Here is a 21,988-nt window from a genome sequence, read left to right on the forward strand (position 1 = left end):
TGCCAAATCCCGTCCCGACGGATGGAACGCAGGCAGGCTGGCGCTGACAGCCAAGATGCCGGACGGATGGATCGCTGCGAACGACGGCGAACACCTCGACAGCATGATCGTAACCCTTGATCAGCTGCTTTCCGATCGAGGCCAGCGGGATGCGATCCCTCACCTGTTCGGTGACAACGGGGTCGACCAGTATCTCGGCGTCGTCAGCCAGACTGCAAAGCCGTGATGCCAGATTGACGACGTTTCCGATCGCCGTGTAGTCGACACGCCCGTGATAGCCGAGGGTACCGACGGTCGCGGGTCCCATCGCGATGCCCACGCCGAAGCCCACGGTGCAGCCACCGGCGGACCAGTTGTTGGCAAGGGATTGCACCGCGGCCTGCATGTCGATCGCAAGCCTGATGCCGCAATGCGCCGGGTCCTCGCACCTGACCGGCGCGTTGACCAGAACCATCACGCCGTCACCGGCGAAGCGTATCAGGGTGGCGGCATGGCGTGCGGTGACCGCGCCAATGGCTTCGTAATATTCCCTCAGCACGGCCAGAATGGCCTCGGGCTCGGCGCGGGCGGAAAACGCGGTGAAGCCGCGCAGATCGCCGAAAATAGCAACCACGTCACGGCGCTGTCCATCCAGCAGCCGCGGATCGGAGTGTTCCACCAGTTCGGCGACCTGTGGGGCAAGGAATTGCTTCAGGCGATTGATGCGCTCGGATTTCTGCTGTGATGCCCCGAGCTCCTCCGCCATCTGGTTGAATCGGACTGCCAATTGCTCCAGTTCGTCGCGGCTTTCGATTGCGATGCGATGATCGAGCTGTCCCATCCCGATCCGTTCTGCGCCCTCCTCGAGCTTGCGGATCGGCACCCACATGCGGGATGCACGCCAATAGGCGAGCACCAGCGCAAAAACGGTTCCGATGGCGATGAACATCAGGGAACGCCACAGCGTCGCGCGCATGGATTCAAACGCCTCCACGATCGGCTGCTGGGCAATCACGGTCCAACCCACATTCGCGGCAGGTACCGACAGCGCGACGAAATCTCTCCCGTCATCGCCTGTGGTGACGACCGCCGACCCATTCGCAGCTGACACAACCGATTTGAGCCGGCTGAACTCGCCTGACCCGGCGCCACTGCGCAGCACCAGGCTGATGTCCGGGTGGGCAATCAGGCGTCCTCCGTCATCGACGACAAGGGCGTGGCCGGTGTTGCCGATCTTGATCGCCGCGATGACATCCCAGATCAGTTTCAAATTGATGTCGGCAACGACAATTCCGGCGGCCGCGCGGTTTCCCGCGACGGCGATCCGCATGTATGGCTCTGAATCGCGCTGATATCGCACAGGACCGTACCAGACCCGGTTCGCGCGCGCTCCCACCACCGCGGGATCACTAGACATGTCCGTACCTCGACCGGTCCGGTTCAGACTCATCCTGGATACGAACACGCGTTCGGTGCCGGCCGGGTCAACCAGCGACACCGAAACGATCGCCGGCACCTGCTGCAGCAGCCGCAGCCCGTCGACCCTGCGCCGGTCGTCCTCGCCCTGGGTCCAGGGAAACTGCACGAGCCAGCCGAGCTGATCGCGTATGCCATCGGTAAAGGTCTGGATCCGGTCGGCTGCAGCGCGCGCCTCGATCTGAAGCACTTCATTGAGATGAAGACGATGGTCGCGAAAGGCGAACCAGGCTTCGATCACGGAGCCAAGTGTGAGCGGCACCACCACTGCGACAAACAGTGTGATGAAGTATTTGACGAACAGGGAGCGGCGCGGCCGGGTCACGCTGATGGCGCCCGGCAACTGGAGCTCCAAGTCACGATGAGATGTGCCGGCCTCATTCGATCACCTTGTTGGCGCGAAACAGGATGGAGGATTTGTCCAGGTCGATGCCGAGTTGCTCAGCCGTCCTGAGATTGACGACCAGCTCGAATTTGGTCGGTTGCACAACGGGAAGCGTGGCGGGGCTTTCGCCGCGCAGGATCCGGTCGGCGTAGGTCGCAAGCGCGAAATAGGTCGCGCGCTGGTTCGCGCCATAGCTGATAAGCCCGCCCGCGTCGCAATACTCGCTCCATCCGAACATCGAAGGCAGCCGATGCTTGATGGCGAACTGGGCGATCTTGGCGCGGTGCACCAGCGTGAGAACATCCGGAAAGACGAGCAACCCATCCGGGTGTGCGTCACCCACCAGTCCAAGCGCGTGGTCCAGCTCGTTCGCGCCGGCAAAGGGCACATAAAGCAGCGTAATGCCGAGCTGACGGGCGGCGTCCTGGGTCGCGCGCCACTCCGACTGTTCGCCCGGATGAAGGGAATTCGAAAGTACTGCCAGGGAGCGCAGGGTTGGAAAGATTTCCTTCAGCAGCTCCACCCGCTTTCCCGCCACATCAAGCGACAGGAAGGTCGAGCCGGTGAAATTGCCGCCCGGTTCCCCGAGACTCTTGACGAGGCCGAGCGCCACCGGGTCGCCGCTCAGGGCAAACAGGACCGGAACATCCGTTACCTCCGTCAGCGCGCGGGTCGCGGGGCCGCTCGACACGGCAAGGTCGACGTTGCCGCGGCGAACGTTCGATACCACCTCGCGCAGCGCCTGCGGATTGCCGGGCGCATAGTGCAATTCCAGGGCAACGTTCTTGCCCTCGACATAGCCCCGCGCGCGCAATCCTTCGCGGAACCCGTCGAGGAACGGGTCGGGCTGGGACCCGGTGGAAACCCAGAAAATGCGATAGATCCTTGTTGGATCATGAGCCAGTGCGGCGACCGGCCAAGCCATCGCAGCACCGACAAGCGTTATGAAATCTCTTCGTTTCATGCTGGCCACCATGGCCCAATCCGGCTTTCCAAGCTTCGAGCCGGCATTCAGATGAGCTGCAGATAACCTTGATTTTTCCCTTTTTTGGGCGGCTCGGGGTGCCGGGGCGTCCTCGGCCCAAGGTTCCAGCTGCGACGTCCCTACTCCACCCCATAGCGCGTGAAGTGATCGCCGATGCCGGCCTGGATGGTCCTGGCCGCCAAGATATCGCTATCGCTGCCGGCCTTGTCGCCCTTCCTGAGCTTGGCAAGCCCGCGCCCATAGAGCGCGCTCGCCAGCTTCGGCTCGGTTCGCAGCGCAGAATCATAATCATCGATCGCCGCGTCGAGCTGGCCCATCTTCAGATGGACCAGCCCACGCGAGTCGTACGTTTCGGCATTGTTCGGTCCCGACTGAAGCGCCTTGTTGCAGTCCGCCAGCGCGGTTTCCAACGCCCCGAGGACAGCACGTGTCCAGCACCGCCCGCTCCATCCGGCTGCCAGATCGGGCTGAAGGCGAACCGCCTCGTCATAGTCCCGCGCCGCGCGGTCGTACGCGTGCTTCTTCAGGTAGATTCCCGCACGGTTGGCGAAGGCTCTGCCGTAGTTGGGATTGAGCTTGATCGCCTGATCGAGAGATTGGATGGCGAGGTCGTATTCGCCCTTTTTCAGGTAAATTACACCCCGGTTGTTGAACGGCTTGGCATCGCCGGGATTGAGCTTGATCGCGGCATCGAAATTAGGGATGGCGCGGTCGTAGTCGCTCCTTGAGGCATAGGCATTGCCACGATTGTTATAGGCAACAGCCAGGGCTGCCGTCGTGAGTTGACCCGATCCGATAAGCGCCGTGCAAGCATTGATCCGACGCTCGAGCGACGCGCGATGCGAACCGTTGCACAATTCGAGATTCCCGAGATAGCCATCCGGCTTCGGGTTCTGTGCCGCCGCCGGTGATCCGAACAGCAGCAAGGCGAGGATCGGCGCCAGGCCGAGGACAATGCGCCCGCTTGCGCTGGATTCCATGTCAGGCTTCCGATTTTGGAACGAGAGATCGACGGTCGACCGCCCTAGCACCCCCGACAAATTTTCAGATTTGATCCGGGAGGCGTTGGTTCGGATGGCGCCGCCGCCGGTCTCCCCGGCTTTCGCGTGACCTTGCTCTTGCCCTCTTCAATGAGGGTGGAAAACTTGAATGTCCCGTCGTCCGACATTTCGACGTGTGGCGTAGTGCCTCGAATCCCCATTGTGGCGACGGGGGTATCGACCTTCATATCGCCGGTCTTGGCGACCTGGCCGGCAACAAACGTGAAGGTTCCCTTGGTCAGACTGAGCAAGGTCTTGTTGGACTTCCCGTTTGGGTCATACACGAACTCGCTCAAGGCCATGCGCGCGTTGCTCGACAGATTGAATGCTGTGCCATCCGTAAAAGTAATGCCGACCCGGCCGTCGGCGCCGGTCGCGACCACATCGCCCTCATAGACGACATCACCAACCTTCGCCTGCGCGGCTTGAGCGTCGGCACGAACCTGAATGACGGTCGCACCGGCACGTTCGATGGTGACCGAACCTGTCGCGACAACGACTTTTCCAATCGGTTTGGACGCGACATCCTGAACCGCGGGCGTCGCAGAACCGCGTTGCGCCTGGGCCGGGCCCGGGAAAGATCCGGCGATCGCCAGAGCGAAGCCTGTCAGCAAAACCGCAATCTTATGGTTGCACATGATCGGCCCTTCCCGAGCAAATCTCGTTCGCGCGGCCACACCGGTTCCTTGAACCGCCGGCCAGGGCAAAATGGATGCGATTGGATATTATGCCGGACCGGCCGCTTCGCGCCACCTCCCCCAAAAGGAGTACCCCTTTTGCGTCGCCGGCTTTGTGAAGACTTTCATAATCTCTCCCACTGGATTGGGCTATTTTGGCACAGGAGATTTCGACGGTCAGTCTTTGGCTGACCGCGCCAAATGTTTTGACCTGAATGCAACAGGCAGCGGCAGGCCGGGACGGAACTCATGTTCACAGGGTCCCACGCCGAAACCGGGGACGATCGTAACGCGGCAGCGGAGCGGCTTCCCCGCGTCATCGGCAATGTTCGGACGGAAGCCCGTAGCGGCCCCCTCGGCCAGGGGGCAAAGAGCGATTGTCCCCAAGCCAACAGACCATTTCCTGCCATTACTGGCCGCACGCACGCCCGGTTCGGCATGCTGTGGCTCACAGCGCTGACCTTCTCCACGATGAACGAAGCCGGAGCCGCGGACCCGAATGTCGTTTTCCTGGACGACGGCAGCATAACCTACAAGGATATGGAGCACGGAAGCTTCGAGCTTGTGACCAAGGAGCCCATCCCGCGGCACTTCTTCGTTGAGGATCCCGGCGAAACAATCGTCCTGCGCGCCGAAGGATCCTCGATCAATATCAGCCGGGTGACAAATTCCTCCTCGCGAATGGCGGAGTTGCAGGCAGCCCAGCAGGAAGCGCTCGCCACCCTTGCGAAAGGCATGGAGTCAACGGGGTCGAGCACACCTCCTTTGGTCGATCGGCTGCCGGTGCAACCGATCAATTTTATCGAGACTGACGTCCTCACCCCAGCGGGGGATTCGCTCCTGCCGCTGCCGGTGCCCAACTTCCCGGTCACCGAAATTATTACCGCAGCCATCCCGCCTGTCCCGCCGACGCTGAACGCCGTGGCAGGGCCGACCGAAATCGACACCTCGGCGTTTGACACCTTCACTGCGACGAGCGGCACTTTCGTCGCCAGCACTACCAACGGCGACACACTGACTTACGGCATCAGCGGCGGGACCGCCGGCGGCACGGTACTGGATGGGGAGACATTCGATGTCTCGCAGACGGGCCCCTACGGCACGCTTTACGTCGACAGCACGACCGGCGATTACACTTTCGTTCCGGACAGTCACGCGATCAATGCGCTGACGGAGCCGACGACCACGAGCTTCACCATCACGGTGTCTGACGGCACGCTCGCAGCCAGCCAGACCTTCACGATAGCCATCAACGGCGCCAACGACGCGGCCATCATTTCCGGTGCCGCGACCGGTTCAACGGTCGAGGCCAGTGGCGTCGCCAACCGCGCGCTGGGCATGCCGACCGTGACCGGCACGCTCACGAACACCGACGTCGACAATCCACACGATACCTTCACGGCGATCGAGACGCCCACTGCGAGTGCGGGCGGTTACGGCAACTTCGCCATAACGGCGAATGGCGTGTGGACCTACACGCTCGACGAGACCAACAGCGCGGTGCAGGCGCTCAATGTCGGCGGCACACTGACCGACACCTTCACCGTGACCACCGTCGACGGCACCGCCAAATTGGTCACGGTCACCATCCAGGGCGCCAACGACGCGGCCGTCATTTCCGGCGCCACGGCCGGCGCGGTGATCGAGGCGGACAGCGCAGAGCACGGCACGCCGGGAGCGACCGGCACGCTTACGGACACCGATGTCGACAACACGCCGAACAGCTTCACGCCGGTTGACTCGCCGACCGCGAGCGCGGGCGGCCATGGCAGCTACACGTTGACGGCGGACGGCGTGTGGACCTACGCACTCGACGATTGCGACCACGCGGTGCAGGCACTCAACATCGGGGACACGCTGACCGATACCTTCACCGTGACCACCATCGACGGCACAGCGCAGGTGGTGACGGTCGCCATCCAGGGAACGAACGACGCGGCCATCATCTACGGCACCACAACCGGGTCGGTGACCGAGGCTGGTCACCATGAATACGGCAAGGCGACCGCGTGCGGCACACTCACCGACACCGACATCGACAATACGCCCAATACCTTTACGGCCGTCAGCGCGCCGACTGTGAGCGCGGGCGGCTATGGCACCTTCACCATGACGGCGGATGGCAAGTGGACCTACACGGTCGACGACAACAACGGCGCGGTGCAGGCGCTCAATAGCTGCGACACGCTCTGCGACAGCTTCACGGTCACAACCATCGACGGCACCGCCCAGGTGGTGAAGGTCACCATCCAGGGCGCCAACGACCCGGCTGTCATTTCCGGTAGCACAGCCGGTAGCGTGATCGAGGCTGCTTGTCATGAATACGGCCAGCCGGTCGCGTGCGGCACGCTCACCGACACCGACGTTGACAATACGCCCAATACCTTCACGCAGGTTTGCTGGCCGGAGGCGAGCGCGGGCGGCTACGGCACCTTCACCATGACGGCGGCCGGCGTGTGGACCTACACGCTCGACAACGCGAACTGCACCGTGGAGGCGCTCAATAGCTGCGACACCCTTTGCGACAGCTTCACGGTCACAACCATCGACGGCACCGCCCAGGTGGTGAAGATCACTATTTACGGCACCAGCGACGGATTCGACTTCAAGGCGTCGGCCGCCGGTGACTCGTTCCAGTTCAACGACGAGATTTCCGGCTTTGGCGGTTCAAACGTCATCGATCCCCTTGATGTGGACTTTGCCCAAGCTGCAATCAGCCAAAGCGAAGATGCCGCAGGAATCAACGGACAGCTGGCGACGTCGGCGGGAGCACAAATGCTTGCGCAATCACTGTCAGGAAATCCCGCTGATGACAATTTCGGTTTCGCTCTGGAGCCGTTGGCGAGCGTCACCGCTTTTCATGCGCCGCACGACCTGATGGTGTGATGGCTTCCGAAACCGTGGCGTCAAGTCGTGCCGGAGATGCCGGCGATTCCCATCGAGGCGCGAGATAAACAGTCAGCAAACACGGATCCCGTATATCGCTGCGCTGATGCAGGCTGCTCGCTGCGCGCCTTCCGAGGAAACCAGGCTTCTCCGAAAGGCGCTGCAGGACTTTTACTTGGTGGCTTTTACTTGGTGACCTTGTCGACCACCGCATCGATGCCCATGCGGATCGCGGTGCCGGTGGCGAAGGCAACCACGACGACCGGGATCCAGATGAATCCGCCCGAGACGGAGTCGAGTTCGGCAGCATTCAGTTCGCGCGCTTCAGTGTTCAGCTTTGTCATATCAGTCTCTCCCGTTGTCGGTGGAAGGACTGTCCCCGCCACTCGTAAGAGATCGATAGTCCGCGGCGCGCCAGGCCGCTGTGTCGGACATCACACTCAAGTCGGTGGGTGGAACGGGTGTAGAGCACGGCCCGATCAAACCGGAATCCGTGATGCTGTCGCACCATCTTGATCCCGCGCAGGCCTTGGCCGCCAGCGAAGGGCGCAACCTGTTTTGGCGCAAACGCCACAGAATCGTGAAGCCGCTACGGATTGCGACGGCTCGGCCCGCGCATTACCTCGCACAATACGGTTTGCCTGGAGCAAATGTAATGCGCGCTGTTTTGGCCTTGGGCCTTTTGATCGCCCTCTGTGCTTCTGCCAACGCCGCAAAGGTGCAGCACTCCAAATCGCCTGCGGGCCAGTCGCGCTCGGCCCAACCTGTTGCTGCCACCAAGGGCTATGCCGTTCCCGGTTGGACCGACGCACAGACGCGGTATTGGATGGACAGCTTTCACGGCGGAACGGATTGACGCCGAGCGGCACTATATTTTTTCCGGCCGGCGTTAGTGCCAAAGCTTCCACCCATGCTGCAGTCCGTAGGACGGGTGGAGCGACAAGCGTTCGCCGAACGCGCGTCGCGCCCGGGTTTTGCAAATCTCTCGCCTGATGGAGGGCGTGGGGAATGCCGGGCGCCCGCAACCCAAAAGCCGACTTGACTATCCGCGCATCACCGCATTGGCCTTCTCGGCGGCGGCGGTCATGGCAATCTTCGCCGATTTCGCTCCCGAGACGACTTCATTCACGCCGATCATGAAGGCGTCCATGATGGGTCTCGATTGCGGATGGAAAAGTATAGCCTTCGCGCGGTCGACGTCGGCATTTTGCAAGTTGGTCAGCGCCGCTGCGGCGGCCTGCGGGCCGAACGCCTTCTTGAAGCCCTCGCTCGACCAGGCCGACAGGCGTGTCGTCGCGAGCCCCGCCGCTGCGGTCTGCAGCGAGGTCGCCTTGCTTGTCGCCCACATCAGAAACAGGAAAGCGGCCCGCTTGTTTCGCGATTTGGAATTGATGCACGCCTGCCAGTGCGACATGAAGGGAACGGATGCGTGCCCGGCTGCATGCGGAAAAGCTGCAAACTCAGCCTGCCTCGTCACGCGACTCTTGGCCGGGTTGGAGATGTCGGTCGCAAAGTTGCTGCTGTCGATGGCCATTGCCGTCCTTCCCTGCAGGAAGTCGTCCAATACGTGGTACCATTCATAGCTGCCGACGCCGACCGGCCCGGCCTGGCTGAGCAGCTGTCCGAACATCTCGACGGCCGCGATCGCCTCCGGGCTCGCGAACGCGGCCTTCTTGTCCTTGACCATGTGCCCACCGTAAGAGAACACGAAGCTCATGGCCGGCACGGACGAATTGCCGCCGGCCTGCGCCCGCATGGCAATCCCGGACATCTCGTTGGTCTTGAGCGTCTTGGCGCCGGCAAGCAGTTCTTCGAAAGTCTGGGGAACCGGCAGATTCTTGGCTGCCCGCGCATCGCCGTTGAGGAACAAGGTCACCGCCTCGGAGGTGATCGGGACGGCGTAACGTTCGCGGTCCGACCACAGCGGAAAGGCGCGGGCGGTCTTGAGAAGGTCGCTCTCGTCGTACCAGCCGAGATCAGTCAGCGACTTGTCGGAATAATAGCCGTTCAGCGGCTCGAGCCATCCTGCCGCGATGCCCTGGCCATAGGTCGTCCACATGAAGACGTCGGGGGTGCTGCTGCCACGGTTGAGCTGTATCGGCAGTGCGCCCAGATACGCGGTCTCCAACCGGAAGTCGGTAGCGACGATGATACCGGTGAGCTTGGTGAAGTCCCACAAAAGCGGAGTGATCGCGTTCGACCAGGGATGAATTGCTCCCGCGAGCGTGATCGTCTGCCCCGCAAATTGCTTCCAATCAATCGCAGCCCTGGCATAGCTCGCGGCGGCATCCTCCGCAAAACCCCACCGCGGCAGCATGGCGAGGGCCGGCAATGTCGCCCCCGCCGCGCCCAATCCTTTGACGAAGCTCCGCCGGCTGGCCGAGCTTGGACTGCTCGGAAACTTTTCACCTGTAGCCAAGTGGTTTGGAGCCAAATGGTTTGGAGACAAGTGGTTTGGAGCCATGTGGTTGCTCCTGCCGGGGGATCTGCCTTCACAACAAGCGGTCGGGGCCTTACCCGTGACGTTCTGGCCCCTTGCGTGTAATCTGCACGGTGGAGCTTGCCGGTTCCCGTCGCATCCCGCGGACCGCGGCTATGTTTTCATTATACTAGCAATGTTCTGCGTCGGCATCAGAAAATAATCGCTCACGCGAGCATCGAAGCAGGCCAATGTCAGTCACTCTAAGCCAGTCCTCTCGGTGGTTTGCTCGTCCGCTGGCGCTGGTGGTCGCGGTTCTTCTAACTGTGGTTGTCGCGACCGGGTTTCTCGGCTTCAGATATTGGCAGGAGCGACAAGCGGCAGATCTCTTGTTCGAGCGTGGTCGCCAGGTGCTCGAGACGCTGGATCGGCTGCGGACAGTCATCGCCGACGTGGAGGCCCAAAGGCGCGGGTATCTGCTGACTCTGGACCCCTCATATCTCAAGGCCTACGGCGTCTCCGACGAAAGCGTGCGCCGCGACGCCCACGCGCTCCAGGCTCTGGTAGCGAGCGATCCATTGCAGAACCATCGTGCGGGACATCTGGCGCTGACCGTTGCAGCAAAGCTGCGCGAGATCGATGACATCGTCAATACTGCCCGAACCAGTTCTGGGCCGGCAGCGCTGGCGATGATCCGCAGCCTGGACGAGATCCGGTCGCAAATCGACCAGATGGTGGACCACGAGCGCTTCCTGCGCGTGGATCAAGAGAGGCGCGCCAAGGCACTCGAACAGCGCAAAGCCTGGCTGATCGCTACGGCTGTCGTCGTTGTCGCGGTCCTGGCAGGGGCAGCGCTGGCGCTCGCACGGTTCGAAGCGAGGCGCCGGCGAAAAGCGACAGAGGAGAATGTCCAGCTCCAGAGCGAAATCGAAGAGCGTGACAGGAAGATCCGGCGCCTGGTCGACGCCAACATCATCGGGATCATCATCTGGGAAGTCGACGGGCGCATTCTTGAGGCCAATGACGAGTTTCTCCGCATGGTGGGATATTCCCGGGAGGACCTCACCGCGGGTCGCCTGCACCGGACATCCCTGACACCGCCGGAATGGCGCGACCGCGACGCGCGTACCGTGGCAGAGCTGAAGCGGATCGGGACGGCCCAACCGTTCGAGAAAGCGTACTTGCGGAAGGACGGAAGCCGCGTCCACGTGCTGATCGGCGGGGCGATGTTCGAAGAAGGTACAAATCAAGGTGTTGGCTTTGTCCTCGATCTGACCGAGCGCAAGCGGGCGGAAGAGGCGCTGCGGCAGAGCGAAGAGCGCTTTCGCACCCTCGTGCAATTCTCGTTCGATGTGTACTGGGAGACCGACACGCAGCATCGCTTTACGCACCAGGAGTTCGCGGAGAGCCTTACCGATGCACCGGCGTGGGGCGCCGAGCTCGGGAAGACGCGCTGGGAAGTGCCTTACCTGGAGCCTGACGCAGAGGCCTGGCGCAAGCACCGGGAGATGCTCGATGCCCACCTGCCGTTCCGTGATTTCGAGCTCGCGCGCCCTGCCCCCGACGGCAGCAAGCGTTACGTGTCCGTCTCGGGGCTGCCGATGTTTGACGAGACGGGGCGCTTCGTCGGCTACCGCGGCGTCGGACGGCACATCACCGAACGCAAGCGGGCCGAAGAAGCCTTGCGCTCCGCGCAGTCGGAACTCGCCCACGCCAATCGCGTCGCCACGATGGGCCAGCTGACGGCCTCGGTCGCCCATGAAGTCAGCCAGCCGATCGCTGCGACCGTGCTCAACGCCCAGGCGGCCTTGCGCTGGCTAGGCGCTCAGCCACCGAACCTCGGCGAGGTTCGGCAGATCCTCGGTCAGATCACGGGTGACGGCAAGCGTGCCGGCGACGTCATCGGCTGGATCCGGGCCCTCATCAAGAAAGCTCCGCCGCGGAAGGAGAGCCTGGAGATCAACCAGGCGATCCTCGAGGTCATAGCCCTGACCCGCGGCGAAGCAGTACAGAACGGCGTCTGGGTGCGGACGCAACTCGCAGATGGCTTGCCGCTCATTCAGGCGGACCGGGTCCAGCTGCAACAGGTGATCCTCAACTTGATCATCAACGCCATCGAAGCGATGAACGGCGCCAGCGAGGGGACGCGGGAGTTGCTGATCAGCACTGCCGCAGATGCCTCGAACGGCGTGCACGTCAGCTTGCGGGATACCGGTCCGGGACTGGATCCGGCGAGCCTCGAGCACCTCTTCGACGCATTCTTCACCACCAAATCCAGTGGCCTCGGCATGGGACTAAGCATCTGCCGTTCGATCATCGAAGCGCAAGGGGGACGGATTTGGGCCGACGCGAATAAACCTTGCGGCGCCGCCTTTCATTTCACCCTGCCCTTGGAACGCGAAGAGACCGCTGCTGCCGAGCACGCCGGCCCAATGCAGGCGGTATGAAATGCTGGTCCGGGGAGCGAGCCGTCCTCGGCGGCGAAAGCGCCTGCTGCGATCGCGGGCGTTAGCGGAAGCCCAACAGCCCGCTTCCCTCGTCCGCTTCCTTACCGAGATCTCATTCCGCATACCGCTGCGCTCGTGCGGGCTCGCTTACCAAGGGGATTGGGTTTCGCAAAGGGCTCCGCCCATCCTTTTCAGCGTCCGCTAATCAAGAGCCTGCGAGGCTCGACCGACCCATTCGATTGAAATCCCGCGCCGTAGAGAGATCGCCAAAATGTTTCTGTGCCCGAACTGTCGTCCAGCCATGGAATTTCATCCCGGAGCTTGTGAGAAATCGGAACGCCGGAAAGGCCGATCTGATTTAGCGGCGAATATCCGGCATCGACGATTTCAATCGTCGCTCGCACCAGCTTCAATCCGTGTCCCGCCGGGGCAACCAATTCCACATTCTTCGGGTCATTCACGTTTCGAAGCCTCACCATGGGTGGCACTGACCCGAGCGGGACCTCGCGCCGGCCCTCCAACGCGCCAATACGGCCGAGTTCTTCCACCCCGACACCCCCGCTCGTAACACCGTAGAGGACCGGCAGGACGTACTCCGGCCTCCGCTGATCCCCGCCCGGCGCGAGCAGCGCGAGCAAGGTGTCGCGCTCACCCAGATCGACCCAAACGGCCTCACCACGAACCTCCGCAACCATACTGGCGGAAGCGCCCAGGAATTGTGGATTCTTCCGGTAGGAGACCTCGCTGACGTTCGAACCGGTTTTTCGTTCGCCGTTCAACTCCACTTCAAGCGTCAAGCGATATCGTACGGTGACGCTCGGAAAGGCCGTCATCCAGAGCACGACAACGCCGGCGATCAGCAAGATCGTAATGCCCAGCCGTTTCACTCAAATAGCCCATGCGATGTGAGCGAGACTGTCTGCCCTTCCATCGCCCATACATGGCGCAGCTTCATTGACAATTCGCCTCGCCCCAAAGTTGCATTCGCCTCCGCCCCGTTAACCCACTTCTTAAGCGCCCATCCACCATTGCCGGACGGACCCGGCGCTTAACCATTTCGATTAACATCCCCTCAATCCACTCCCGACAATTCTAACGACCGTACTGGGGAGTGATTGCCGTGGACGGCTTTTCGTTGAACGTCTTTGCCATCGAATTCATCGGGCTGATGATGGTCGCGCTCTGCCTCATCGTACTCGCACTGCCCTCGGGGCGCCGGCCGTCGAAGCGCGCCCGCTACGAGTAATTCTTCCGGCCAGCCTGGCTTCGACCTGGCTTCGACCTGGGATCCTTGGCCGGAACCACCGTTTGCAGGGCTCGCCCCAAGCGCGTCCTGCCGCAAAGCGCACGCAGAAAGCGGTGCTTTGCCTCCTATTCCGGGCCAAAATTTGCCCAAAGACCCTTGACATACCAGCGCTTTCGGCCGAACGCCTGTCGTAAGCGTCATGGACTGTTCATGGATCTGATTACCACCACTTCCGACCTCGCGGCTGCCTGCGATCGCCTCTCCAAGCACCCGGTCATCACCGTCGACACGGAGTTCCTCCGCGAGACGACCTATTATCCCCTGCTCTGCGTCGTGCAAATGGCCAGCGCGGACGAAGCCGTCGTGATCGACACGCTGGCCGAGGGCATCGACCTCAAGCCGTTCTTCGAATTGATGGGCAATGAGGCGGTCCTGAAGGTGTTCCATGCCGCGCGGCAGGACATCGAGATCGTCTGGCACCAGTCCGGCACCATTCCGCACCCGATCTTCGACACGCAGGTGGCAGCGATGGTGCTCGGCTATGGCGACAGCATCGCCTATGACGCGCTGGTCGAGCGCATCACCGGCCACCGCCCGGACAAGACGCATCGCTTCACCGACTGGTCGCGCCGGCCCCTGACCGCAGACCAGATGCATTACGCGGTCTCCGACGTCACCCATTTGCGCGACGTGTTCGCGGCGCTGGACGCCGATTTGAAGAAGCGCGGCCGCAGCGAATGGGTCAGCGAGGAGATGGAAGTCCTGACCTCGCCAAAGACCTATGATTTCCATCCCGAGCGCGCCTGGGAGCGGCTGAAGACGCGGGTGCGCAAGCCCAAGGAATTGGCCGTGCTGATGGAAGTCGCAGCCTGGCGCGAACAGGAAGCGCAGAGCCGCGACGTGCCGCGCAGCCGCGTGATGAAGGACGACGCGGTCGGCGACATCGCCACCCATGCGCCGACCTCGCTGGAGCGTCTCGCCAATCTGCGCTCGCTGCCGAAGGGTTTCGACCGCTCCAAATGGGGCAGCGACATCGTCGCCGCCGTACAACGCGGCATCGCGCGCGATCCTGCGACCTTGCCGAAGCTCGAAAAGCCGCGCGGCAATTCGAATGGCGCTGCGATCGTCGAACTCCTGAAGGTGCTGCTGCGAATGACCTCGGAGCGTCATGCGGTGGCCAGCAAGGTGATCGCGACCGTCGACGATCTCGAACAGATCGCGGCCGACGATCAGGCCGACGTCGCCGCACTGCATGGCTGGCGCCGCGAATTGTTCGGCGAAGCGGCGCTGTCGCTGAAGCACGGCAGGCTGGCGCTCGCGATCGAAAAAGGCCGCGTGGTCAGGGTCGATCGGGATAAGGCGGTTTAGGCGCGCGGCCTAAATAATCTTGGTTCCTACCGGGTTCACCGGCTTCGGCGGTGGCGATTGGGTTTCGAGTTTGTCGAAGCCCTGAGGCGGGATGACAACGCCGTGCCCGGCCGAGATGTTGTCGAGCTCATCGAGCGTCAATTCACGCGGGTCGCTGGCTTGCCCATGGCCGTCTTTGTTCGCCATTTCGATTTCTCCACGGTGAGCGAGAAATTGTACGCGCGAAGGCGCGTTGTTTCAATGACGCCAGCCGCTCCACGGCTTCCCTAACCTCTACGAGCGAGCTTCGCTCGTCTCGACCCCGCTTGCGAGGGAGAAGGAAAAATCACCACTTCAGCTCAAGGCCGAACGTGCCCTGATGCGACTGCATCGCGGCGCGGAATTTGGCGTCGTAGTTGATGTAGAGGCGCGCGGTGTTGGTCAGGCTGAGCGAGGCCGAGGCGCCGGCATCCGCGCCGTACTGGCTTTCGCCGATGCCCTGGAAGGTCACGCTCTGGGCGCCGAGGCTCACCGTGGTGTCGGAGAAATTCTGCACGACGTTGTTGACGAACTTGCCATAGGCCGACAGGTCCAAAATCTTCTGATCGAAGATCCAGTAATGCCCGACCTCGGCACCAACAAGCACGCGGAAGCGCTGCACCGTCGCGCCCGTTGCCGTCACCGGATCGAGGCCGCCGAACTCCTGGAACGCTCCGGTCTGGGCGTGGACATATTCGACCGCGCCCTTGGGCACGATGCGGTACTGGTCCTTGGACCAGTAGTAGCTGATTTCGCTCAGCACGCCGTCGAGCATGGCGTTGTAGCCGGCAGTCGCGAAACCCAAACCGGTATCGCGGCGCGAATTGACGTTGCCAAAACCGTGCACGATCACGCTGGCCCAGGTCCACGGCCCGGCATCCACGGAGGCATTGAAGCCGAACTGGGTCAGGTCGATCCTGGCCGACTGCAACGCCAGCGGCACGTCGATGTCGGTGCGGCTCTGGTCGACGGAGAAGCCGACATTGACGCCGGTTGCGATGCGCGCGCCGATGCCGGCGACGCCGCCCCAGGTCTTGCGGGTGTCGCCGACGAAAAACCCGAGCGGACCGTTGTTGGCCGAAATGCCATAGCCCTCGAACCAGGTCCGGTAGCGCGGTGTTTCCGCAGCCTCGGAGGCGCCGCCGCCGCCGGGATTGGTCCGCATCATGCGGCTGAAGCCGCTGGTGGTGCCGAACCGTTCCAGGAAATTGCTGCCGAGGTTGGTGATGGTCGCGGTCGACGACACCGCTGAGTTGATCATCTGCGGCGTCGGGGACGGCGATGGTGCGGGCGAGGCCGTCGGTGTTGGCGTGGGGGTCGGTGTCGGCGTCAGCTGTGCCTGCGCGGAAGACACGCCGAACGCGAGCACGAACGCGATCGCCGCCAGTCGCGCCAAAGCGCGACCGCCCCCGATCCTCTCCGCTCGCGATGCGCAGCGCATCAATTTCATTCCCGAAGAAAGCGCCCGCTCGAAAACAGTGCACGACATGCCGGTCAGCAAGCCCGGATTTGCGCCCAGTTCGTGCACAGCGTCAATCGCTTACGGGCCTCACCAGGGACCGAATAGAAGCCGCTGTTGTTCGGCGGCCACAGTACCTTGCACTGGGTGGCACTGGGCGGCACTGGCCTGGTCCAAGACGGGCGAAACGGAACTAGGCGTCCCCGCCCCCACTGCCACGATATTGCGCCGGCGACGCGCCGAAGCGGCGGCGGAAGCAGCGGTGGAAATACGACACCTCGTTGAAGCCGCAGGCGAACGCGACCTCGTCGATCTTGAGGCGATCGTTGCGGTGATCGGCCAGCATCATGCGTGCCTTTTGCAGGCGCAACTCCAGGACGCGCGCGGCGAAGGAGTTGCCGGTCTCGGAAAGCAGGTCGTTGACATAGCGGCGCGATACGCCGAGAGCGCGGGCCGCCCGTTCCGACGAGAAGGCCGGATCGGAGAATCCTTTCCGGATCGTGAGGAGAACGTCTTGCAGGCGGGCAGCGCGCAGCCCGCGGTTGCGGGCAACTTCAGTCACGTCGCGGCGTGCGCCGAGCGCGAGCGCAAAGAGATCCAGAAAGGTCGTCTCGATGTGCGCATCCAATGGATTGCCGCCATCGTCGTTCGGCTCCTGGATGATGTCGAGATATCGCGCCAGATGCCGGAGCGTCGGATTGTTCAGGTCGAATTGACTGAGAATGAGATCGTCCGGATCGGCAACCAGTTCAATGAGATTTTGGCGTGCCACTGCGACGGTCGTCGATTTCAACCCGGCCTTGCTTTGACATATGCCTGCGTTGTCTGCGGTATAAAATGTTGCCCCGCCAGGCGCCATGATGCATTCACGGTTCGTCAGCTCGCATCGTATCGATACCGATTCGCGGGCATGATTGAACGTGAAGGCAAAGAGTTCAGTGGTGTCGTTCGCGATGTGCCGCGGCGTTCGCGCTAACCCATTGATCGCACCGCTGCTGAACCGACTGGTCCTCACGTTTCCGTACTGGGAGAATTGATAGCGCGCCGAAAACAGGGAGTCGTTGAGCCTTGAATAGTCGAACGCGCAATAGAGGTCGCTATGAAGCTCTCTCCAGAGCTTGAACCGCCCGTTGTCGTCGAGTTCAGTGGACAAATCATCGGTAGAGAAAACGACCTTATTCATACTGTTCTTGCGTCATCCATGATGTTCTTGGGTCCCACGCGGCTGGCTTCATCATAGGTCAGCGGCCAGAAGATAAAGTTCAACGCACAAACATCGCGTGAACACCGATACCGAGCGATCGCTGCGCATCGAGGCGCTCCCCTGAGGTGCCGTTAGCGCCATGCAGTTCATGTTTTCCCGTCGCCGCCGCCGCTTTCCTGTGACGCATCCGCAACATCAGATGAAATTGCCTGGCCGGTGCCATCCTGTTCATAACCAATGCCGCCGGGGATACGACGGTTTGCCCTCAGTCGAATAAGCCCTGCGGGAGACAGGAAATTTCAGGGGTATTTATGATCAAGTTTGCAACGCCTGCGATCCTCGCATTGATTGGCGCCATGGCATTGCCGATCTCGAGCGCGCTTGCCGCCGAGGACGGCGTCACCTACAGCGGCGCCGAGGTCAACAACGCGTTCGCCACCGGCGTTGGCGCGATTGCAGCGAGCGGCACCGGCAGCCTCGGAGCGCACGCCACCGGCGCCGGTTCGATCGCCATCGGCGTCAACGCATCGAGCACCACCGGCTCGATCGCGATCGGGTCGAGCGCAAACGCCAATACCGCTGCCGGCGAAAGCGTGGCGGTCGGTACCGGTGCCAGTGCGACCGCCACCAGTGCTTCGGCCTTTGGCACGGGCGCAACCGCAAACTTCAATTATGCCGCGGCTTTCGGCACCGACGCGACGGCAGGCGCCGCCAGCGCGACGGCGGTCGGCCGCGGCGCCAATGCCGGCGGCCAGGAAAGCGCGGCGTTGGGCTACAACAGCACCGCATCCGGAACCAACAGCGTGGCCGCCGGCGCCAACAGTGCCGCATCGGGGGTCAACAGCGCGGCATTTGGCACCAGCGCCAACGCCACGGCGACCGGCGCCGTTGCGGTCGGCGTCAACGCCTCCGCCACCGCCACCAACTCCGTCGCAATCGGCGCCAATTCGACCGCCACCGCCGCCAATACGGTCTCCGTCGGCTCCGCCGGCAATGAGCGGCGCGTCACCAATGTCGCCGCCGGCGTCAGCGCGACGGACGCTGCGAATATCAGCCAGCTCAACAGCGCGACGGCGAATTTCCAGTCGCAGGCCGCGGGGCTGCAGACCCAGGCCACCGGGCTGCAGAGCCAGGTTACCGGCCTGCAAAGTCAGGTCACCGGGCTGCAAACCCAGCTCAATGGCGTGCAAAGCCAGGTCGATGCCAACCGCACCGAAGCGCGCCGCGGCATCGCAGCCAGCGCAGCACTCGCCCCCGTCGTGATGCCTTCCGCCGCAGGCAAGCTCACGGTATCGGCGACCGGCGGCGCCTATCGGGGCGCCTATGGCGCGGGCCTCGGGCTTGCGTATCGCCTCAACACCCCGGCGCCGACCGTGCTGTTCGGCAGCTATTCGAACGGCGGCGGCACCGAACATATCGGCCGTGTCGGCATGGCCGCTGAATTCTGAGCAGCGATATTCAGCGATGCGGCGAAGTCGACGAACGCAGGGCCGGCGGCGCGCCCTGTCCACATGGCGCGTGTGTGCGGCAAGCCTTGCGCTGTCGCCGCCGCTTGCGCACGCCCAGCCGGTGGATTGGAGCAAGATGCCGACCATGCAGATCGAGCGGCAATTCGGAGGGCCGTTGAAAGATACCGTCATCCAGCGATTGCGCGATCCAGTCGACGGCACGATCTGCATGGTCTATCTGCCGATCAATGCGCCACATTCGCCGCAGCAGACCAGCGGTTACGTGCAATATGGTTCGACCACGATCGGCTCGATCAGTTGTTTTGCAGGCCCCGCACCTGCGCCGCCCCTAGCCGCCGCCCGGCCCAAACCAGCGCCGGCACAGCGCGCCAGCGTGCCCCCGCCAGAGCCCCCGGCGCCGCTTGACCAGCGCTGGCCGCCCGCCGCAGCGCCTGCCCGTTAGCCAGCCGCCCGCGCGCGCTGCAAGCGCCGCATCACACCGCGGGCCAGATCAGGGTTCCGTCCGGCGCGGCCTGTCCCGAAATCCTGCAGATGTCGCCTTCGAGGCGGACCTTGCCGCTGGCGAGCAGCCGCAGCGCTTCGGGATAGATGCGGTGCTCGATGACGAGGATGCGCTGAGCCAGCGTCTCGGCGGTGTCGCCATCGGCCACCGCGACCGCGCCCTGCATCACAATCGGCCCCGCGTCGGTTTCCGGGATCACGAAATGCACGGTGGCGCCTGAAATCTTCACGCCGGTCGTCAGCGCCTGGCCGTGCGGATCGAGGCCCGGAAAGGACGGCAGCAGCGAGGGATGGATGTTGAGCATCTTGCCGTACCAGCGTTTGACGAATTCGGCGGTGAACAGCCGCATGAATCCGCCAAGGCAAATCAGCTCGACATTCTTTTCATCGAGCGCCCGCTGCAGCACCGCTTCGAAGGCTGCGCGGTCCTTGCCGAACGGCTTGCTCTCGATCACGGTCGTGGGAATGCCGCTCGCAGCAGCCTTTTCCAGGCCACCGGCATCGGCGCGGTTGGAAATCACGGTGACGATTTCCGCCGGGAAATCCGGTGCTTTGGCCGCGTCGATCAGCGCGGCCATGTTCGATCCACGCCCGGAGATCAGAATGGCGACGCGGCGCTTCACGGCGTCACCGCGACAGGTCCAGATGACCGTTATAGACCACGCGATGCTCGCCTTCCGCCGCGATCACTTCACCGAGCAGGGCGACAGTCTCGCCGCCCTCGGTGAGGATTTCGGTGACCCTGTCGATCGCATCCGGCTTGACGATCGCGATCATGCCGATGCCGCAGTTGAAGGTGCGCAACAATTCGAGCTCGGCGATGCCGCCCTGCTCGGCCAGCCATTTGAAGACAGGCAATACCGGCAGCCGCGCCAGATCGATGCCGACCCCGAGATGCTTCGGCAGCACGCGCGGAATGTTGTCGGTGAAGCCGCCGCCGGTGATGTGGGCGAGGCCTTTGATGGCGCCGGTTTCGCGGATCGCGCGCAGGCACGATTTCACATAGAGCCGCGTCGGCGCCAGCAGCGCGCCGCCGAGCGTCATCACGGGCGAGAACGGTGCCGGGGCGTCAAAGCCGAGGCCGGAATTCTCGACGATTTTGCGGACCAGAGAGAAGCCGTTGGAATGCACGCCCGAGGAGGCAAGACCGATCACGGCGTCGCCGATCGCAATGTCTGAACTCGGCAGCAGCGTGCCGCGCTCGGCAGCCCCCACAGCAAAGCCCGCGAGGTCGTAATCGCCGTCCTTGTAGAGGCCAGGCATTTCCGCGGTCTCGCCGCCGATCAGGGCGCAGCCGGACTCCCTGCAGCCCTCGGCAATGCCGGCCACGATGGCGGCCGCAGCTTCCGGATCGAGCTTGCCGCAGGCGAAATAGTCGAGGAAGAACAGCGGCTCGGCGCCCTGCACCACGAGGTCATTGACCGACATCGCCACCAGGTCGATGCCGATTCCGCCGTGCAGGCCGGTCTCGATCGCGATCTTGACCTTGGTGCCGACGCCGTCGGTCGCGGCCACCAGCACCGGGTCCGTGAAGCCGGCTGCCTTGAGGTCGAACAGCCCGCCAAAGCCGCCGATCTCGGCGTCGGCGCCGGCGCGGGCGGTGGCACGCACCATCGGCTTGATGAGATCGACGAGGCGATTGCCCGCATCGATATCGACGCCCGAATCGGCGTAAGTGAGCCCGTTTTTGCGGTCGATCATGCTCAATTCCCGTCAGAAGACGGCTGGTTACGAGGATTTCGGCGATCCTGCAATGGCTCGCAAGCGCGGGGTCGATATACTATGTAGATAACAACCGGCCCGCCCCGCAAAGGGCCGGATCTGTTACGCAATTAGGCCGGTAGCCGGGAAGCGACCGAGTTGAATATTCCGAATATCATTACACTGGGTCGCATCATCCTGGTGCCCATTATCGTCTGGGCGATCGCCTCGAGGCAGATGGAGATCGCGTTCGCTATCTTCGTGATTGCCGGCGTCAGCGACGCCGTCGACGGTTTCCTCGCCAAGCGCTTCAATATGACCAGCGAGCTCGGCGCCCTGCTCGATCCCCTCGCCGACAAGGCGCTTTTGGTCTCGATCTACGTCTCGCTCGGAATCTGGGGCGCGGTGCCGCTGTGGATCGTGATCCTGGTGGTGTCGCGCGACATCATGATCGTCACCGCCGTGATTGTGTCATGGTTGTTCGACAAGCCTATCCCGATGAAACCCTTGATGGTCTCGAAGCTCAACACGGTGGCGCAGGTGGCGTTCGCCGCCCTGGTGCTGGCGTCGCTCGGCTTCAACTTCAAGCCGACGCCATACGACCTGATCCTGATGGGCTTTGTTACGGTCTTTACTTTGGTTTCCGTCTCCCTCTATCTCGTGGAGTGGGTGCGGCACATGAGTACGATCGAGGCCAAATAGGCGTTTTGTTTGAAGCGTTTTGTTTG

At 62.9% G+C, this 21,988-nt stretch carries 20 protein-coding genes; 8 read left to right on the forward strand and 12 right to left on the reverse strand.

Annotated features, from left to right (window positions below):
- The 4 genes from JQ597_RS13465 to JQ597_RS13480 form a co-directional block, all read right to left on the reverse strand.
- Positions 1–1,798: adenylate/guanylate cyclase domain-containing protein (locus JQ597_RS13465; protein WP_249147832.1), on the reverse strand; the 1,798-nt coding region annotated here is incomplete at its 3' end.
- 34 nt (positions 1,799–1,832) lie between these two features.
- Positions 1,833–2,804, reverse strand: a complete 972-nt coding sequence (locus tag JQ597_RS13470) for an ABC transporter substrate-binding protein (protein WP_212264761.1) — start codon at positions 2,802–2,804, stop codon at positions 1,833–1,835.
- 140 nt (positions 2,805–2,944) lie between these two features.
- Complete coding sequence (locus JQ597_RS13475; protein WP_212264762.1) at positions 2,945–3,805, reverse strand: tetratricopeptide repeat protein; 861 nt, start codon at positions 3,803–3,805, stop codon at positions 2,945–2,947.
- 44 nt (positions 3,806–3,849) lie between these two features.
- Entirely contained in the window at positions 3,850–4,503 is a 654-nt protein-coding gene (locus tag JQ597_RS13480) for a FecR family protein (RefSeq protein WP_212264763.1), read from the reverse strand.
- A gap of 288 nt (positions 4,504–4,791) precedes the next feature.
- Between JQ597_RS13480 and JQ597_RS13485 the strand changes: the two genes are divergently transcribed.
- Positions 4,792–7,428, forward strand: a complete 2,637-nt coding sequence (locus JQ597_RS13485; protein WP_212264764.1) for a VCBS domain-containing protein — start codon at positions 4,792–4,794, stop codon at positions 7,426–7,428.
- Between the two features lie 185 nt (positions 7,429–7,613).
- On the opposite strand, the gene JQ597_RS13490 is transcribed toward JQ597_RS13485, so the two are convergent.
- On the reverse strand, positions 7,614–7,772 hold the full coding sequence (locus JQ597_RS13490; protein WP_212264765.1) for a hypothetical protein: 159 nt from the start codon (positions 7,770–7,772) through the stop codon (positions 7,614–7,616).
- 80 nt (positions 7,773–7,852) lie between these two features.
- Here JQ597_RS13490 and JQ597_RS37625 point away from each other — a divergent pair, with 80 nt between their 5' ends.
- Positions 7,853–8,284, forward strand: coding sequence for a hypothetical protein (locus JQ597_RS37625; RefSeq protein ID WP_249147836.1), 432 nt, complete (start codon positions 7,853–7,855; stop codon positions 8,282–8,284).
- A gap of 186 nt (positions 8,285–8,470) precedes the next feature.
- On the opposite strand, the gene JQ597_RS13500 is transcribed toward JQ597_RS37625, so the two are convergent.
- Complete coding sequence (locus JQ597_RS13500; protein WP_249135714.1) at positions 8,471–9,760, reverse strand: ABC transporter substrate-binding protein; 1,290 nt, start codon at positions 9,758–9,760, stop codon at positions 8,471–8,473.
- Between the two features lie 338 nt (positions 9,761–10,098).
- On the opposite strand from JQ597_RS13500, the gene JQ597_RS13505 reads away from it, so the two are divergent.
- A complete protein-coding gene (locus JQ597_RS13505) occupies positions 10,099–12,294 on the forward strand; it encodes a PAS domain S-box protein (RefSeq protein ID WP_212264767.1) in 2,196 nt (731 codons plus the stop codon).
- A 191-nt stretch (positions 12,295–12,485) separates the two neighbouring features.
- Here JQ597_RS13505 and JQ597_RS13510 read toward each other — a convergent pair whose 3' ends face one another.
- Positions 12,486–13,181 (reverse strand): hypothetical protein, encoded by a 696-nt coding sequence (locus JQ597_RS13510; protein ID WP_212264768.1) that lies wholly within the window; start codon positions 13,179–13,181, stop codon positions 12,486–12,488.
- Positions 13,182–13,414: 233 nt separating this feature from the next.
- Between JQ597_RS13510 and JQ597_RS38085 the strand changes: the two genes are divergently transcribed.
- Both JQ597_RS38085 and rnd read left to right on the forward strand, forming a co-directional pair.
- Entirely contained in the window at positions 13,415–13,540 is a 126-nt protein-coding gene (locus tag JQ597_RS38085; RefSeq protein ID WP_283813420.1) for a hypothetical protein, read from the forward strand.
- Positions 13,541–13,750: 210 nt separating this feature from the next.
- Positions 13,751–14,908 carry a ribonuclease D gene (gene rnd / locus JQ597_RS13515; protein WP_212264769.1) on the forward strand — a complete coding sequence of 386 codons (1,158 nt, stop codon included), beginning with the start codon at positions 13,751–13,753 and terminating at the stop codon, positions 14,906–14,908.
- Between the two features lie 9 nt (positions 14,909–14,917).
- Here the strand turns inward: rnd and JQ597_RS13520 are convergent, their stop codons facing one another.
- The 3 genes from JQ597_RS13520 to JQ597_RS13530 form a co-directional block, all read right to left on the reverse strand.
- Positions 14,918–15,094, reverse strand: coding sequence for a hypothetical protein (locus tag JQ597_RS13520; protein WP_212264770.1), 177 nt, complete (start codon positions 15,092–15,094; stop codon positions 14,918–14,920).
- 139 nt (positions 15,095–15,233) lie between these two features.
- Complete coding sequence (locus tag JQ597_RS13525) at positions 15,234–16,367, reverse strand: autotransporter outer membrane beta-barrel domain-containing protein (RefSeq protein ID WP_212264771.1); 1,134 nt, start codon at positions 16,365–16,367, stop codon at positions 15,234–15,236.
- Positions 16,368–16,578: 211 nt separating this feature from the next.
- The gene (locus JQ597_RS13530; protein WP_212264772.1) at positions 16,579–17,568 is read right to left on the reverse strand and encodes an AraC family transcriptional regulator; all 990 of its coding nucleotides are present in this window, start codon (positions 17,566–17,568) and stop codon (positions 16,579–16,581) included.
- Between the two features lie 332 nt (positions 17,569–17,900).
- On the opposite strand from JQ597_RS13530, the gene JQ597_RS13535 reads away from it, so the two are divergent.
- Both JQ597_RS13535 and JQ597_RS13540 read left to right on the forward strand, forming a co-directional pair.
- The gene (locus JQ597_RS13535) at positions 17,901–19,037 is read left to right on the forward strand and encodes a YadA family autotransporter adhesin (RefSeq protein WP_212264773.1); all 1,137 of its coding nucleotides are present in this window, start codon (positions 17,901–17,903) and stop codon (positions 19,035–19,037) included.
- Positions 19,038–19,173: 136 nt separating this feature from the next.
- The gene (locus JQ597_RS13540; RefSeq protein WP_212264774.1) at positions 19,174–19,500 is read left to right on the forward strand and encodes a hypothetical protein; all 327 of its coding nucleotides are present in this window, start codon (positions 19,174–19,176) and stop codon (positions 19,498–19,500) included.
- 31 nt (positions 19,501–19,531) lie between these two features.
- On the opposite strand, the gene purN is transcribed toward JQ597_RS13540, so the two are convergent.
- Together purN and purM are read right to left on the reverse strand one after the other, a co-directional pair.
- Positions 19,532–20,182 carry a phosphoribosylglycinamide formyltransferase gene (gene purN / locus JQ597_RS13545; RefSeq protein ID WP_212264775.1) on the reverse strand — a complete coding sequence of 217 codons (651 nt, stop codon included), beginning with the start codon at positions 20,180–20,182 and terminating at the stop codon, positions 19,532–19,534.
- 4 nt (positions 20,183–20,186) lie between these two features.
- Entirely contained in the window at positions 20,187–21,260 is a 1,074-nt protein-coding gene (gene purM / locus JQ597_RS13550) for a phosphoribosylformylglycinamidine cyclo-ligase (protein WP_212264776.1), read from the reverse strand.
- A 159-nt stretch (positions 21,261–21,419) separates the two neighbouring features.
- Between purM and JQ597_RS13555 the strand changes: the two genes are divergently transcribed.
- Positions 21,420–21,962, forward strand: coding sequence for a CDP-alcohol phosphatidyltransferase family protein (locus tag JQ597_RS13555; RefSeq protein ID WP_192740702.1), 543 nt, complete (start codon positions 21,420–21,422; stop codon positions 21,960–21,962).
- Positions 21,963–21,988 lie beyond the last annotated feature (26 nt).

The sequence above is a fragment of the Bradyrhizobium sp. AUGA SZCCT0177 genome (assembly GCF_018130125.1).
GTDB lineage: Bacteria > Pseudomonadota > Alphaproteobacteria > Rhizobiales > Xanthobacteraceae > Bradyrhizobium.